The organism is Streptomyces sp. R11, assembly GCF_041051905.1.
Taxonomy (GTDB): domain Bacteria; phylum Actinomycetota; class Actinomycetes; order Streptomycetales; family Streptomycetaceae; genus Streptomyces.
Genome location: NZ_CP163432.1, coordinates 7,752,204 through 7,765,991, shown reverse-complemented (window position 1 = coordinate 7,765,991; position 13,788 = coordinate 7,752,204). Strand labels below are relative to the sequence as shown.

The window sequence follows — 13,788 nt, the reverse complement described above, 5'->3', positions numbered from 1 at the left end:
GGCTCGGGACCGGCGCTGTCACCCCGACACCAGCAGCTCCGTCCAACTGTCGGCCACCCGCTCCAGGGAGAAGCCGTCCCGCACCTGTGCGCGGGCCAGCTCGCCCGCGGACCGCCAGCCCTCCTCCCCGAGCTCGGCGATCGCCTCCGCCATGGCCTCGGGGTTGTCGTGGATCCACCGCCGGTCGTAGATCTCGTCCGCGCCGGGCCACGGCAGCAGCGACGGTACGGCGCCGGAGGCCATGCCCTCGGCGGGTGCCAGGTGGAAGCTCTCGTCGTCGCTGGTGGACAGCACATGTCCGACCCTGCGCAGCCAGCCCGCCACATCCGGGCCGAACGCGTCGAAGACGACGGCGCCCTCCAGCAGCGGCGAGGTCTGCATACGGCGCAGTACGGCGTCGTAGTGCTCACGCTCCTCGGGCTTGTTCCAGATCCACCAGTACTCCCAGGGCGGCTTGGACTTGACCGACAGATGCCAGCGCCGGTCGCGGGCGCGCAGCGCCTCCAGCACGTCGAGGCCGAGGTCGAGGCGCTTGCGGCTGGGCGCGATGCCGATCATGCCGAGGCGGTGGTGGGCGCCCGGCGCCTTGGGACGGTCCAGCTGGTCGGTGTCCACCCAGTTGGGGACGACCACGACCTTGGAGGCGGGCCAGCCGGTGTGCTCGCGGGTGCGGCGGGCGTAGTACGGGCTGACGCACACCACCCGGTCGACGGCGTCGATGTCGACCTGCCGGGGCCACCCGGCGTCCAGCTCGAAGCGGTGCAGCCGTACGACGAGCCGGCTGCCGCGCCGCTTGTGGCGGCTGTACCAGACGGCGGCCGGGCCGCACCACTCGACGACCACCACGTCCGCCCAGTCGGCGAGTTCACGGCTGGCCTCCGGGTCATGGCGGGACAGCGCCGGCCAGGCGTCGACCCGTACCTCCAGGCCGGGCAGTGAGCGGAGGTGGTCGAGCAGGCGGGTGAGGAACTTCAGGTCGTGCCCGGCGACTCCGACGCGCAAGGGCCGTTGACGGGCCGTCACCGCGGTGGGCGGGGCCGGGAAGGCGCGGTCGAGGTGAGTGCGCCAGCGCTCGGCCGCGCCGTCCAGGGTGTGGTGGCGGGCGGCCTCGCGGCAACGGTCGGCCGCAAGGCGCCGGGCTTCCGGCTCGCGCGCGACCCTCGCGACGGCTTCGGCGGCGTCGTCGAGTCCGGCGCGTCCCGGCACGAACAGCGGATAGTCGGTGCCGAGCAGCGCCTCGTGCGCCGGGGTGCGGTTGAGGACAACGGGCAGGCCGAGGGTGCCGAACTCCAGGACCTTGGTGGACAGTTCGAGGCTGGAGTCGAGCACCGGGTCCCGCCAGCCGAGGCCCACGTCGCAGTCCGCGGCGATGCGCATGGCCTCCTCGCGGGGCTGTCCGCCGTGGTGGCGGACGCCGGGGGCGCCTGCCAGCGCACGCGCCATCTCGGCCTGGAAGTCGGGGTGTCCCGGGTCGTCGTGGATCTTGTCGCCGACGGTGTGCAGTTCGGCGGGGACGCCTCGCCGGGCGAGCAGTTCCGGCAGCCGGGTCATGGGCAGGGTGTTCCAGCGGGGCGCGAACTTGCCGGTGTAGACGAGCCGCAGTGGATCGTGCGGGGCGTCACGTTCAGGCATCGGGAAGTCCGGCTCGGGCACGGCGGGCGGGCTCAGCACGCACTTGCCGTACGCCTCGGGCACCCACGTCTCCAGCAAGCAGCGCAGCTCCTCGGTCTGGCACAGGAGCCGCTGCGAGGCCTCGGCGATACGGCCGAGTTCCGCGCGGGCCGCCTCGGTCATCTCGGCTGCGGACTGCGGGATGTCGGTGAGGTAGGCCCAAATCCTGCCGTCGAACACGCCGTCGGCCACGACCCGCGTGACCAGCCGACGGCCGCGCAGCACCAGCAGGTCGCAGGGGGCCTCCTCGTCGAGCCGGGTGAGCACCTGCGACGCCTGCACGGGCGACATGGGCCGGTCGGCCGGTCCCGGCAGCAGCCGCTCCTCGTGCGGGCGCACCAGGGTGACCCGGGGCAGCTCGGCCAGCGGATCGGTCAACCGTCCCGTGCGGACGGGCGACTTGAGGAGCAGCCGGGCCTCGCAGCCCGCCCGGGACAGCGCCTGCACCGTCGACTGGGCCCACACGGCGGAGCCGTCGATGAGGTTGAGGTCGACGTCGCCGTAGACGAGTGCCCGCAGCGTACGGCTCATGACGGCTCCTTCCCGCGTACGGCGAACAGACGGTGTCCTTGCCCCGCCCAACTGCCGGGATCGGTACCGGACATGTGCAGCGACCGGCGTACCAGCAGCGGACGCAGCGACGGTACGAAGACGTAGTCGTCGGCGGTCGGCGTGTGGCCCACCGCGTCGGCGCCGGAGTACTCCTGGGCGCACATGAGATCGAGCAGCAAGGTGTCCGGCCGGTCCTCGGTGAGGTCCGTCCAGTCGGCGACCCAGGACGCCCGGGGCTGCCCCCGGCGTACGGTCACTCCGGCGGCGGTGAGTTCGTCCAGCCCCGCCGGATCGGGTACGACGACCTCCACCGGGCGGTGCAACTGGCCGAGCACCTGCCCGACGAGCCGGGCGACGTCGGTACGGTCCCGGGGCGCGGCCAGCACGGCGACGCGCCGCTCGTCCAGCGGATCGGGGGCCCCGGCGAGCCGCGCCAGCTGCGACAGCCGTACCCGGGTGCTGTCCTCCCGGAACACCTCGCGCAGCCGCTCCCTGCCCTCCGCGGCCGGGTCCAGCCGGGCGAGCCGTACGCCGGTGTCGGTGTCGATGACCGCGTCCCAGGCGAGCCGGGCGAGGCCGGGCGCGGCGGAGGCGGGACCGTCCCGCCACAGCACGGCCGACCGGCCCAGCACCCGTTGCTCGGCCAGGAGTTCGGCGAGGGTGCGGTCCAGGTCGGGGGCGAGGCCGGTGCCGGTGAGCCACCAGGGTCCGTCGCCCGTGCAGGCGCTCAGCTGCACGACGAGCACGTCGGGGTCGGTGCGCTGGACGAGCAGCCGTCCGTCATGGGGCAGCAGCCGGTTGACGACCGCGTCGGCCGCGAAGTCCTCGGCGGTGGCGGGCGTGAGGATCCCGGCGACGACGAGGCGGTCGCGGGGCGCCGAGGTCAGGGCGCGGTACGCGAGGTGGAACCGGTCGTCGACAGGCGCGTCCGGCTCGGTCCGGGCCTGCGGCGCGTTTGCGGGCGCCTGCCCGGCGGTGCGGCGCCTCCCGCGCCACAGTCCGTACAGCTCCCCCGGCAGCCGGGCCGCGCCCCGCTTCGGCGAGCGCGCGGCCGACACCAGCGCCTTTCCGACCCTCAGCGAGGTCGAGCCCTCCAGCATGGCCACGCGCGCCTGCAGTACGTCGACCCGGTCACGGGCGGCACGCAGCGCGGCGGCCAGCTGCTCCTTCTCCCGTACGGCGGCGGCGAGCCGCTCGGCCAGCCCGTCCTGCCCGGCGGCGGCCCGCGTGTGCTCCGCCTCCTCGACGGTCCGCTCCAGGTCCAGCACCCGGGCGCGCAGGGACCGGGAGGCGAGGTCGGCGAAGACGTACTCGTCGGCGATCCGCAGGGCGGTGGCGTAGCCGTCGGACGGCACGGGCCGGCCGAAGAAGTCGTGCGGCGGCAGGAGCTCGTCGGTGCGGGCGATGACCGCGCCGGCGTGCAGATGAACGTAGTCGAGCGGTGCCGCGCGCAGGACCTGGCAGTGGTGGGCCACCAGATGGTCGAGGAGCCGGTGGTAGGGGAGTTCGGAGCCGCCGTGGCCGAACACGATCAGCCCGCGCGCACCGGGCCGCATCCGCGCCAGCACCGCACGAACGGCGTCCTCGCCGCCGTGCAGCTCGGCTCGGGGACCGTAGGACAGGAGGGCCAGCTCCCCCTCGGTGACGGGTCGTTCCTCGTCGCCGCGCAGGGCGACACCGGGGGGCAGGTGCAGGTACGGCTCCAGACTCAGCGCGCCTCGGGTCGCGTCCACCACCGTCGTGACGCCGTCGAGGTGCGGATGGAGCAGGTCGGTCAGGCGCATCAGCGGGTCCTCGTGAAGACGTGGAAGCCGACCCGGTTCTCCCGGAAGCCGTACGGCCTGAAGAGGGTGTGCCGCAGGCCGAGCGGCTCTAGTTCGGCGCGGTAGGCGGCGATCGGGCGGTGCACGATGTAGTCGCCGCGGGTCGTGCGATCGGCGGTGTCCTCGTCGGTGACGATCAGGCGGCCGGCAACGCGGATGAGGGAGGCCATGTTGCGCAGACCGGCCGCCCACGCCTGGTCGTCCAGTACATGGAACAGGACGTCCACGCAGACAACGATGTCGTACGGCCACGGACTGCGCCACTCGTCGAGCGCGGCGACGGCGTAGCGCGGGCCGCCGCCCTCGGCGCGGGCGTGCTCCACGGCGGTCGGACTCGCGTCGAAGGCGTCCACCCGATGGCCGCAGCGGGCCAGGGCGCGGGCGAAGTACCCCTTGCCGCAGCCCGCGTCGAGCACGAAGAGCGGGGCGGCGGGGCTGGACAGGTCACCGACGAGGGTGAGCAGGGTGCCGAGCCGCTGGGCGTAGAAGATCTCGTTGCCCGAACGGTCCAGTCCGATGTGCCCGCCGGAGGCGAGCTCGTCATGGTCGGCGTGCCGGGTGTCCCAGTACGTCCGCATGTCGTCGTGCGGGCGTGTTCCGTCGTGCGGGCGCATGTCGTCGTGCGGACGCGTTCCGTCGTGCGGCCGCGTGTCGTCGTGCGTGCGCGTGTCGTCAGCCATGGCGCTCCAGCCACGTCGTGAGCACCCGGGCGATACGGGTGCCCGCCCGGCCGTCCCAGAGCGGCGGCCCCTCACTCGCCGCCACTCCCCCGCCGTCCAGCACCTTGCGCAGCGCGGGCACCAACTCCCCGTGTGTGACAAGGCGGTTGGTGCCGTGGGTGACGGTGACGGGGCGTTCGGTCGTCGTGCGCAGGGTCAGGCACGGAACGCCCAGGACGGTCGTCTCCTCCTGCACGCCGCCCGAGTCGGTGATCACCGCGGCGGCTCCCCGCACGAGGCTCATGAACTCGACGTAACCGAGGGGGTCGAGGAGGTGGATGCCCGACGCGTCCGCGAGGCCCGCCGCACTCAGCGCCGCCCGGCCACGCGGGTGCAGCGGTACGGCCAGGTCCAGGTGGCGGGCGGCCTCCGCCAGGACGCGGGCGGCGGCAGCGGCGGCCTCCGGGTCGTCGACGTTGGCGGGCCGGTGCAGGGTGACGACGCCGTATCGCTCGGGCAGTCGATGGGCCGTTCGGGCGACCGTCGGGTCGAAATGGTCCAGATGGGTGAGCAGGGTGTCGATCATCGGGTTGCCGACGAAGTGCACGCGCTCGGCGGCGATCCCCTCGCGGGCGAGGTGGCCGACGGCCTCGGGGCTCGTGACGAACAACAGCTCCGCCAGCTGGTCGACCAGCCGCCGGTTGGCCTCCTCCGGCATCGCCATGTCGAAGCTGCGCAGTCCGGCCTCGACGTGCGCCACGGGGACGCCCAGGCGGGAGGCGACGAGCGCGGCGGCCAGCGTCGAGTTCACGTCGCCGTACACCGTGACCAGCGCGGGTGAGCGGGCGGTCAGTTCGGCCTCCAGGGCCACCAGCAGGTCGGCGATCTGGCGGGCGTGGCTGCCGGAGCCCACGCCGAGGTCGGTGTCGGGTTCGGGCAGGCCGAGTTGCCGGAAGAAGATGTCCGACATCCGCTCGTCGTAGTGCTGGCCGGTGTGCACGAGCACCTGGTCGCAGCCCGCGGCGCCCAGAGCGGCGACGACCGGCGCGGCCTTGACGAAGTTCGGCCGGGTGCCGACCACGTGGAGTACGCAGCCGTTCATGGTTTGCCTCCGTGTTGATGGCTCGGTCGCCTGCGGGCGCTTTCAGCCGGTGTCGAGACGGCGATCGTGCTCAGCCCTTCGGCTCCCTCGCGGCCGATGTCGTCGGCCCGGTGCAGGCTGGTGGGCCGTGGCCGACGTTGCGGCCTACCTTGGCGATATGTCTCGCTATGTTCGTTATGTTCCTCGGGCCATCAGTCTGGCCGCCTCCGTGGCGCTTGGCGAGCTGCGTCAGGACCCGGTGCGGGCGGCGCTGCTGGCCGTGCGTCTGATGCCGGGGCGTGCGCGGCGCGGGTTGCGGCCGCTCGAACGGCGGCTGCAGGGACGCGCCCTGGCCGCGGGGCCGGCCGCGGCGCCCGCCGCCGTGCGGGTGCCCGCGCCCTGGGGGCGGCCGTTTCAACCTGTGCCGGGCCGGGTGCTCCATCTGGTCACCAACGGGCTGCCGTTCCGGCACGCCGGCTACACCGTGCGCACGCAGAAGCTCGCCGAGGCCCAGCTGGCGGCCGGCCTCGACCCACATGTGGTCACCCGGATCGGCTTTCCCGTGACCCAGGGGATGCTGGACGCCCGCCCGTCACAGTGCGTGAACGGCATCCCGCAGCACCGGCTGCTGCCGCTGCGGCTGCCGTACGGGCAGGCCGCGTTGCTGGCCCGCAACGCCGAGTTGGCCGCCCGGCTGGTGGAGCGGCTGCGGCCCGCGGTGCTGCACGCCGCGTCCGACCACGGCAACGGGCGCGTGGCGCTCGCCCTTCGGGAGACGTACCGGCTGCCGGTGGTCTACGAGGTGCGGGGCTTCCTGGAGGAGACGTGGCTGACGCAGGCGCCGGGCCGCAGCCGGGACGACGCGACGTACCGGACGCGACGCGCCCTGGAGACGACCTGCATGCGCGAGGCCGACCTGGTGCTGACGCTGGGTGAGGCGATGAAGGCCGAGATCGTGGACCGCGGGGTGCCCGAGGAGCGGGTGCTGATCGCACCCAACGCCGTCGACGACGGCTTCCTGGCCCCACCGCCGGACGGGGCACCCGTGCGCGCCCGGCTCGGCATCGCGCCGGACGAGTTCGTCGTGGGCACCGTCAGCAGCCTCACCCCGCTCGAGGGCATCGGCACATTGCTCCATGCGGGTGAAGAACTGATTCGGCGTGGAGTCCCGCTGCGGCTGCTGATCGTCGGCGACGGCCCGGAGCGCCCCGCACTGGAGCGACTTGCCGCCCGGCTGGGCCTCGCCGACGGCGTCGTCCTGTTCACCGGCCGGGTACCACACGCCCAAGTGCGGGAATTCCACGCGGTGTTGGATGTGTTCGCGATGCCACGCACCGACGAGCGCGTCTGCCATCTGGTGACCCCCCTCAAGCCGGTCGAGGCGATGGCGAGCGGTGTTCCGGTGGCCGCGAGCGACGTCACCGCGCTGCGAGAACTGATCGAACCGGAGGTTAACGGAAGGCTGATCAAGCCTGAATCACCATATTCCTGGGCTGATGAGATCGAAATACTCCTTTACAGTCGAAAACGGCGCACTGAGTGGGGAGCAGCCGCCCGCGCGACGGTCGCGCGTGACCGCACCTGGAAGCGAGTCGCCGCCACAACCCGTGAGGCGTACCGCGCTCTGGGCAGCCTTGATGCGACGCCTTGAAGCAAGGCCTTGATGCGGGGTGAGTCCCATGCAGGTCGAACAGACTGGACCGCTCGGGGAAGAGAGCGAACCGCTCGGGGAAGCAGAACGGCCCGATCACGTGGATCTGGCGGTGATCGGGCTCGGTTACGTCGGACTGCCGCTCGCGCGTGAGGCGGCGTCGGTCGGCCTGAGAGTGGTGGGGCTGGACCGCGACCCCCGGGTCGTGGAAGCGCTCAACACCGGGCACTCCCATGTCGACGACGTCTCCGACGATGACGTCCGCCGGATGCGGGCGGCCGGGTTCAACGCGTTCACGGACGAGGACTGTCTGGCCAGTGCGCAGACCGTGGTGATCTGTGTGCCGACGCCGCTCGGCAAGGACGGCGGGCCCGACCTGGCCGCGGTCACCTCCGCCGTGCGGACGGTGGCGGCCCGGCTGCGGCCCGGACAGCTGATCGTGCTGGAGTCGACCACCTATCCGGGAACCACCGAGGAGGTCGTGCGCCCGCTCCTGGAGGAGTCCGGGCTGCGCGTCGGCGTCGACGTCGCGCTGGCGTTCTCGCCCGAGCGCATCGACCCCGGCAACACCGCGCACGGGCTGCGCACCACGCCGAAGGTGGTCGGCGGCTGCACGCCGTCCTGTGCGGCGCGCGCGGTCGCCTTCTACGGCAAGCTCGTCGACACCGTCGTCCAGGCGAAGGGCACCCGCGAGGCGGAGATGGCCAAGCTGCTGGAGAACACCTACCGGCATGTGAACATCGCCCTGGTCAACGAACTGGCCGTGATCAGCCACGAGTTGCACGTCGACCTGTGGGACGCGATCCGCTGCGCCGGCACGAAGCCGTTCGGCTTCCAGGCGTTCCGGCCCAGTCCGGGGGTCGGCGGACACTGCATTCCGATCGACCCCAACTACCTGTCGTACAAGGTGCGTTCCTCGCTCGGCTACGAGTTCCGTTTCGTGGAGCTCGCCCAGGAGATCAACCGGCGGATGCCGGAGTACGTGGTGCGCCGCGCCCAGGACCTCCTCAACACCGCCGGCCGTCCGCTGCACGGCTCACGGGTGCTGCTGCTCGGCGTCACCTACAAGCCGGACGTGGCCGACCAACGGGAGTCGCCGGCGGTGCCGGTGGCACGGCTGCTGCGGGAGCGGCAGGCCGAGGTCTGGTTCCACGACCCCCATGTGCGGGTGTGGTCCGTGGACGGGGCGAGCGTCCCGCGCGTGGACGACGTCCTGGCGGCGGCCCGCGAGCACGACCTGACGATCCTGCTCCAGGACCACTCGGCCTACGACCTGCCGGCCCTGGGCGACGGGGCCCGGATGCTGTTCGACACGCGGGGGCGGATCTTCCGGCCCGATGTCGAGGTCCTGTGACCGTCGCCTGATGCCCGGGCTGTCGTTCGCCGGTGGCTGTCGTTCTCGGGACCGTCGAAAGGTGCTCTGATGCGGATACTCGTCGTCACCGTCGTCCACCACCCCGAGGACGCGCGGATCCTGCACCGGGAGATCGCCGCCCTGCGGCAGCGCGGCCACCGGGTCGTGTACGCGGCGCCGTTCGCGGCCCGGGAGATGACACCGCGACCGTACGTCGAGGGCGTGGACCTGCCCCGGGCCGCCGGTCGGGACCGCCGTGCGGCGCTGCGTGCGGCCCGCACCCTGCTCGCCCAGCGGGGGCCCAAGGCGGACGTCGTCCTGCTGCACGACCCGGAGTTGCTGCTCGCGCTGCCCGGCACCCTGCGCCGTTGGCGACGCGGAGGACGCGCGCCCGTCACCGTGTGGGACGTGCACGAGGACACGGCGGCGGCGCTGGTGATGAAACGCTGGGTGCCACGGCCCCTGCGCCCGCCGCTGCGACTGGCCGTACGGGCCGTGGAACGACTGGCGGAACGGCATCTGCGGCTGCTGCTCGCCGAGGACGCCTACCAGCAGCGCTTCCGCCACCCCCACCCCGTGGTGGGGAACCTCGCGACGGTGCCGCCCGAGCCTCCCGAGCCGCCGGGCGACCACCGGGTCGTCTACCTGGGACACCTGTCGCGGGCACGCGGCGCTCTGGAACTCATCGAAACGGCTCGGCTGCTGGGTCCGGACGTCCAGGTCGAGGTGATCGGCGCGGCGGACCCCGAGGTGCGGGGCGCGCTCACCGAGGCCGACCGGGACGGCGTCCTGCGCTGGCACGGCTACCTGCCCAACGACCGCGCCCTCGGCCTGGTCTCCGGCGCCCTGGCCGGGCTCTCCCTCCTGCACGACCAGCCCAACTACCGCCACTCACGGCCCACCAAGGTCGTGGAGTACATGGCCCACGGCGTCCCCGTCGTCACCACACCCACCCCCCTCGCGACCGACCTGGTCGAACGCTACGGCTGCGGCCTCGTCGTCCCCTACGGCGATCCCGCTTCGGCGGCAGAGGCCGTACGACGCCTGCGCACCGACCCGGAACTGCGCCTGCGTGCGGCCACGCAGGGGTGGGAGGCAGCGCTGTCGGACCTCAACTGGGCCGATCACGCCACCGAGTTCGTGATGTGTTTGGAGTCCTGGGTGAAGGAGGCGTCCGCGCCCCCGGCACCCGCCATGCGCTGACGGGGCCTCAGCCCCGGTTGGCCCCCTTGGGGATGCCGTACGCCCGCTCCACCCGCAACCGCAGCACGAGCCTGCCGTCCCGGACCATCGCCGCCCGGAAGTCGTCCCAGTCGGGGTGCTCGCCCAGGACGTCCCGGTAGAGGCGGACGAGTTCCTCGACCGTGGCGTCGTACGGCTCCTTTGCGACCGGCGTCAGGTCGGCCGTGCCCTCGGCGACGACGTAGGCACGCCGGTCGGGGCTCGTGACGTGGTACGACGCCCGGGGGTCCCGGCGCAGATTGCGGGTCTTGGCGCGGTCGTCGGTGATCGAGACGCGGATGACTTGTTCGTCGGGGTAGTAGGCATGGCTGACGTTCGACAGCTGCGGTCGGCCGTCGCGCTTGAGGGTGACCAGCACCCCGCCGTGGCCCTCGGAGAGCAGCGTGAGCAGTGCGTTGTGGGTGGCGTCCTGAGTCATGCCTCACTCAACCCTGTCGGGCGGCCCGGGCATTCCGGCATTCCTCGTAGACACTGTCTACTCAATCATGGTAGACACTGTCTATGCCTGAGCAGGAATCCGATACGGGGCTGCGAGCCCGGCTGGTCGACGTCGGTGTGGAACTCGTGACGCGGGAGGGCGTGCAGGCGCTCACCTTGCGGGAGATCGCCCGCCGGGCAGGCGTCTCGCACGGCGCGCCCCGCCGCTACTTCCCCACCCACCTGGAGCTGCTCTCGGCGATCGCCCGCCGCGGCTTCGGCGAGCTGGCGGAGCGGGCGGCGGCTGCTGAGGCTGCGGCGAGCAGCGACGTTCCTGCGCCGGCACGAGAGCAGCTGACCGCACTGGGCCGCGTCTACCTGGAGTTCGCGCTGGGCAACCCCGGCATGTATGAGCTGATGTTCCGTCACGATCTGCTGGAGAGCGGTCACTTGGGGCTACGGGATACCAGCCTTCCCCTCTTCGGCCGACTCGTGGCACTCGTCGGACAGGTGCGCCCCGACGCCGATGCCCGTCTCGTCGCGGGGGCACTGTGGGCCAACCTGCACGGCATCGCCCAGCTCTGGGGCTGGGGCAGCCTCCAACTCGCCACGGATACGGACGACTTCGCACCCCTGCTGCGGTCGGCCCTGGACGCCCACCTCGGGGCGGACAGCGAGTGAACCCGCGTCTCACCCTCGCGAGCAGCATCGTCGGAGCCGTGATCGTCGCGCTCGACGGCACCGTCCTGACCGTCGCCCAGCCCGCCCTGCAACGCGACCTGAGCGCCTCCTTCGCACAGGTCCAGTGGACCAGCACCGGCTATCTCATCGCGGTGGCAAGCCTGTTGGTGTTCGCCGGGCGGCTCGGTGACCGGTACGGGCACCACCGGCTCTTCGGTATCGGGATGCTCGGCTTCGGGGCCGCGTCGGCCGGTATCGCGCTGGCGCCAGGCGTCGGATGGGTGATCGGGCTGCGGGTCGTGCAGGGCGTGTCCGGGGCGCTGCTTCAGCCGGCCACGCTGGGGATGCTGCGGGCCGCGTTCCCGCCCGACCGGCTGCGGACGCCGATCGCCGTGCGGACCGCCGCGATCGGGGTGGTGGCCGCTGCCGGGCCGGTGGTGGGCGGCGCGCTGGTGGCGGGGCCGGGCTGGCGGGCGGTGTTCCTGCTGAATGTCGCGCCGGCCGTCGTCTTCGGCGTGCTCGCCCTCGCCGTCCGGCGACCCCCGCGCACCACCTCCCCCGCCCGGCTCGACCTGCCCGGCGCCCTGCTGCTCGCGGTGACCCTGGCCTGCCTGGTCCACGCCCTCGTCGCGCTGCCGGGATGGGGCTGGACCGCCGCCACCGCCGCGGTCACGGGTGTCCTCTTCGTCCGGCACGAGCGCCGCGCCGTGAGCCCGCTGCTGCCGCCGGACGTCATCGGCTCGACGGCGGTCGGCTCGGCGTTCGGCATGCTGGTGTCCGCGTCGGCGGCGCTGTCCGGCGCGCTGTTCGTCGGCACGTTCCTGTTGCAGGACACGCTCGGCATGGACGCGTTCCACAGCGCCCTGGTCAGCCTGCCGCTCGCCCTGCTGATGGTCATCGCGGCGGCCACCTGCGCGGTGCTGCTGCGCCGGGCCGGGGCCCGCCGTACGACCGCGGCCGCGATGGCGCTGCTCGCACTCGGGATCCTCGTGCTCTCCCGCACGGGCGCCACCGCCGCTCTGTGCGCCGGGTTCGCCCTGGTGGGGGCCGGGTTCGGCACGGTGATGGTGGCGGCGACCCATGTCGTCGTACGCGAGGCGGCCGTCGAGTCGGCCGGTGTGGCGGGCGGGCTCCAGCAGACCGCGATGAACGTCGGACCGGTGCTGGGCGTGGCCGCCGCGACCGCTCTGATGGGGTCCGGTGATGGCCCTGAGCTGCCGCTGGGCGTCCTCGCCGCCCTCTCCCTGGCCGGTGCGGCGCTGGGCCGGGGGCTGCCGGGGCGGCACGGCGCGACGATCGACGATCATGGCCAATCGCGGGACCGTACACGCGTTCCTGCGCGACGATGAGTCTGAGGCCGTTCCGGCTGGGTATGCCGGACCGCACCTCGTCGTTCGTATTCGGAGGAGAGCGATGGCACTGCTGAGACAAGAGGTCGACCCGGGTGAGGTCGGGCTGGACGCGAAGGCGCTGGACCGCCTCGACCAGTACTTCGCCCACTACGTCGACGAGGGTCGGATACCCGGCTACCTGGTGGCCGTCGCCCGCCGCGGACGCGTCGCCCACCTCACCACGCACGGCCACCGGGACGTCGCGGCCGGGCTCCCCGTCGAGGCGGACACCCTGTGGCGGATCTACTCCATGACCAAACCGGTCACCTCGGTCGCCGCGCTGCTGCTGGTCGAGGAGGGCGAGCTGTCGCTCGACGACCCGGTCGGCCGCCATCTGCCCGCCTTCGCCGAGCCCCGGGTGTACGTGAGCGGATCCGGCACCGACACGGTGACCCGGCCGGCCGACGGGCCGCTGACCGTCCGGCATCTGATGACCCACACCGCAGGGCTGACCTTCGCCTTCTACCACACTCATCCCGTCGACGCCCTCTACCGCGACGCCAACCTGGAGTCGGCGGTGCTGCCCGGTTCCGACCTGGCCAGGACGGTCGACGTGTACGCGAGCCTGCCCCTGCAGTTCGAGCCGGGGACGCAGTGGAACTACTCGGTCGCCTCCAACGTGCTCGGCCGGGTCATCGAGGTCGTGTCCGGGCAGCCGCTCGACGAGTTCTTCGCGGAACGGATCTTCCGGCCGCTCGGGATGACCGACGCCGGGTTCTGCGTGAGCGGTGAACAGGCGGACCGGCTCTGCGAGTTGTACGGCGAGACCGAGGACGGCGGCATCGAGCCCATCCCCGGCCTTCCGCTGCACGGCCGGCCCCGCTTCCTGTCCGGCAGCGGCGGCATGGCGGCCTCCGCGCACGACGTCCACCGCTTCATGGAACTGCTGCGCCGCCGCGGCGAACTGGACGGCACCCGCCTGCTGAGTCCCGAGACCGTGGACCTGATGACGTCCAACCACCTCCCTGGCGGCGCCGACCTGCGGTCCTTCGGCAGCCGCCCCGCCCATGACGAGCCCGGCAACGACGGCCTCGGTTTCGGCCTCGGCGTCTCCGTGGTGATCGACCCGACCCGTACGAAGGCTCCGGCCGGCCTCGGCACGTACGGCTGGAGCGGCGTGGCCACCACCACGTTCTGGGTCGATCCGGGCCGCGATCTGACGGTGCAGTTCATGACCCAGGTGCGGCCGAAGACCTCGCACACGATGTTCCAGGACCTCAAACGGCTTGTGCACGAGGCCGTCACGGCGGACTGAGCCGCAGCGGG

At 72.7% G+C, this 13,788-nt stretch carries 11 protein-coding genes; 6 read left to right on the top strand and 5 right to left on the bottom strand.

Annotated features, from left to right (window positions below; all coding sequences use genetic code 11):
* Positions 1 to 18: 18 nt before the first annotated feature.
* From AB5J55_RS35980 to wecB, 4 genes are read right to left on the bottom strand one after another with little or no spacing between them, the layout of a single operon-like run.
* The gene (locus AB5J55_RS35980; protein WP_369274624.1) at positions 19 to 2,202 is read right to left on the bottom strand and encodes a glycosyltransferase; all 2,184 of its coding nucleotides are present in this window, start codon (positions 2,200 to 2,202) and stop codon (positions 19 to 21) included.
* Positions 2,199 to 4,007: a hypothetical protein gene (locus AB5J55_RS35975; RefSeq protein WP_369274623.1), complete on the bottom strand. Its 1,809-nt coding sequence runs from the start codon at positions 4,005 to 4,007 to the stop codon at positions 2,199 to 2,201. Before AB5J55_RS35975 ends, AB5J55_RS35980 begins: the two co-directional genes overlap by 4 nt.
* Positions 4,007 to 4,726, bottom strand: coding sequence for a class I SAM-dependent methyltransferase (locus AB5J55_RS35970; protein ID WP_369274622.1), 720 nt, complete (start codon positions 4,724 to 4,726; stop codon positions 4,007 to 4,009). Before AB5J55_RS35970 ends, AB5J55_RS35975 begins: the two co-directional genes overlap by 1 nt.
* Positions 4,719 to 5,807 carry a non-hydrolyzing UDP-N-acetylglucosamine 2-epimerase gene (gene wecB / locus AB5J55_RS35965; RefSeq protein ID WP_369274621.1) on the bottom strand — a complete coding sequence of 363 codons (1,089 nt, stop codon included), beginning with the start codon at positions 5,805 to 5,807 and terminating at the stop codon, positions 4,719 to 4,721. The genes AB5J55_RS35970 and wecB overlap by 8 nt, the downstream gene beginning before the upstream one ends.
* 157 nt (positions 5,808 to 5,964) lie before the next feature.
* Between wecB and AB5J55_RS35960 the strand changes: the two genes are divergently transcribed.
* From AB5J55_RS35960 to AB5J55_RS35950, 3 genes are all read left to right on the top strand, one after another.
* On the top strand, positions 5,965 to 7,437 hold the full coding sequence (locus AB5J55_RS35960; protein ID WP_369274620.1) for a glycosyltransferase family 4 protein: 1,473 nt from the start codon (positions 5,965 to 5,967) through the stop codon (positions 7,435 to 7,437).
* 28 nt (positions 7,438 to 7,465) lie between these two features.
* Positions 7,466 to 8,791, top strand: a complete 1,326-nt coding sequence (locus AB5J55_RS35955; protein WP_369274619.1) for a nucleotide sugar dehydrogenase — start codon at positions 7,466 to 7,468, stop codon at positions 8,789 to 8,791.
* A gap of 69 nt (positions 8,792 to 8,860) precedes the next feature.
* Positions 8,861 to 9,994 carry a glycosyltransferase gene (locus AB5J55_RS35950; RefSeq protein WP_369274618.1) on the top strand — a complete coding sequence of 378 codons (1,134 nt, stop codon included), beginning with the start codon at positions 8,861 to 8,863 and terminating at the stop codon, positions 9,992 to 9,994.
* Positions 9,995 to 10,001: 7 nt separating this feature from the next.
* On the opposite strand, the gene AB5J55_RS35945 is transcribed toward AB5J55_RS35950, so the two are convergent.
* Positions 10,002 to 10,451, bottom strand: coding sequence for a PPOX class F420-dependent oxidoreductase (locus AB5J55_RS35945; protein ID WP_369274617.1), 450 nt, complete (start codon positions 10,449 to 10,451; stop codon positions 10,002 to 10,004).
* An 83-nt stretch (positions 10,452 to 10,534) separates the two neighbouring features.
* Here AB5J55_RS35945 and AB5J55_RS35940 point away from each other — a divergent pair, with 83 nt between their 5' ends.
* From AB5J55_RS35940 to AB5J55_RS35930, 3 genes are all read left to right on the top strand, one after another.
* The gene (locus AB5J55_RS35940; protein ID WP_369274616.1) at positions 10,535 to 11,131 is read left to right on the top strand and encodes a TetR/AcrR family transcriptional regulator; all 597 of its coding nucleotides are present in this window, start codon (positions 10,535 to 10,537) and stop codon (positions 11,129 to 11,131) included.
* Positions 11,128 to 12,480 (top strand): MFS transporter, encoded by a 1,353-nt coding sequence (locus tag AB5J55_RS35935; RefSeq protein ID WP_369274615.1) that lies wholly within the window; start codon positions 11,128 to 11,130, stop codon positions 12,478 to 12,480. The genes AB5J55_RS35940 and AB5J55_RS35935 overlap by 4 nt, the downstream gene beginning before the upstream one ends.
* A 64-nt stretch (positions 12,481 to 12,544) precedes the next feature.
* Entirely contained in the window at positions 12,545 to 13,777 is a 1,233-nt protein-coding gene (locus AB5J55_RS35930) for a serine hydrolase domain-containing protein (RefSeq protein WP_369274614.1), read from the top strand.
* The last annotated feature ends 11 nt before the right edge of the window (positions 13,778 to 13,788 follow it).

Excerpts from the sequence above, each read along its gene's own strand:
- AB5J55_RS35980 (WP_369274624.1), bottom strand. The coding sequence starts at position 2,202 with ATGAGCCGTACGCTGCGGGCACTCGTCTACGGCGACGTCGACCTCAAC.
- AB5J55_RS35975 (WP_369274623.1), bottom strand. The coding sequence starts at position 4,007 with ATGCGCCTGACCGACCTGCTCCATCCGCACCTCGACGGCGTCACGACG.
- AB5J55_RS35970 (WP_369274622.1), bottom strand. The coding sequence starts at position 4,726 with ATGGCTGACGACACGCGCACGCACGACGACACGCGGCCGCACGACGGA.
- wecB (WP_369274621.1), bottom strand. The coding sequence starts at position 5,807 with ATGAACGGCTGCGTACTCCACGTGGTCGGCACCCGGCCGAACTTCGTC.
- AB5J55_RS35960 (WP_369274620.1), top strand. The coding sequence starts at position 5,965 with ATGTCTCGCTATGTTCGTTATGTTCCTCGGGCCATCAGTCTGGCCGCC.
- AB5J55_RS35955 (WP_369274619.1), top strand. The coding sequence starts at position 7,466 with ATGCAGGTCGAACAGACTGGACCGCTCGGGGAAGAGAGCGAACCGCTC.
- AB5J55_RS35950 (WP_369274618.1), top strand. The coding sequence starts at position 8,861 with ATGCGGATACTCGTCGTCACCGTCGTCCACCACCCCGAGGACGCGCGG.
- AB5J55_RS35945 (WP_369274617.1), bottom strand. The coding sequence starts at position 10,451 with ATGACTCAGGACGCCACCCACAACGCACTGCTCACGCTGCTCTCCGAG.
- AB5J55_RS35940 (WP_369274616.1), top strand. The coding sequence starts at position 10,535 with ATGCCTGAGCAGGAATCCGATACGGGGCTGCGAGCCCGGCTGGTCGAC.
- AB5J55_RS35930 (WP_369274614.1), top strand. The coding sequence starts at position 12,545 with ATGGCACTGCTGAGACAAGAGGTCGACCCGGGTGAGGTCGGGCTGGAC.